We start from the raw sequence: 494 nt of genomic DNA, 5'->3' as shown, positions 1-494 counted from the left end.
GTTAAAAAAAATGGAGTTATTGGTTAAAGTCCTGATTGGTTTAATAGCATTTATTCATTGTTATATTTTGTGGTTCGAGATGTTTGCTTGGGAAACAAGGGGTAAGAAAGTATTCAAAAGCTTTCCAAGTGAATTGTTTAATAAAACCAAAGAGTTAGCTGCCAATCAAGGACTCTACAATGGGTTTTTAGCTGCAGGACTAATTTGGACATTTTTCATTGAGGATAAAATTTGGCAGATAAACGTTTCTATTTTTTTCTTGGCATGTATTTCAGTGGCAGGAATATATGGTTCCTTAACTGCTGAAAGAAAAATATTCTTTGTTCAAGCTTTACCAGCATTAACGACTTTATTAATAGTGCTATTTAAATAAATGGGAATGTTCCTGTCTTATTGCCATTTGTTCAATTTAACCGGAATAGAAAGCTTTATTTTCAATTTCAAGGCTATGTTGAGGTCATTTGTATGCCCTATCCTGTATTAAAGAGGTCGAA

The 494-nt window shown here is 32.6% G+C and carries 1 protein-coding gene; it reads left to right on the top strand.

Going from position 1 to position 494, the window contains the following annotated elements; genetic code table 11:
• On the top strand, positions 1-373 hold a 373-nt coding region (locus E1171_RS00245; protein ID WP_343031267.1), incomplete at its 5' end, for a DUF1304 domain-containing protein.
• Between the last annotated feature and the right edge of the window lie 121 nt (positions 374-494).

The sequence above is a fragment of the Xanthovirga aplysinae genome (genome assembly GCF_009711365.1).
Taxonomy (GTDB): domain Bacteria; phylum Bacteroidota; class Bacteroidia; order Cytophagales; family Cyclobacteriaceae; genus Xanthovirga; species Xanthovirga aplysinae.
Note: the sequence above shows the minus strand (reverse complement) of the source record. Positions and strands in the feature narration are given on the sequence as shown.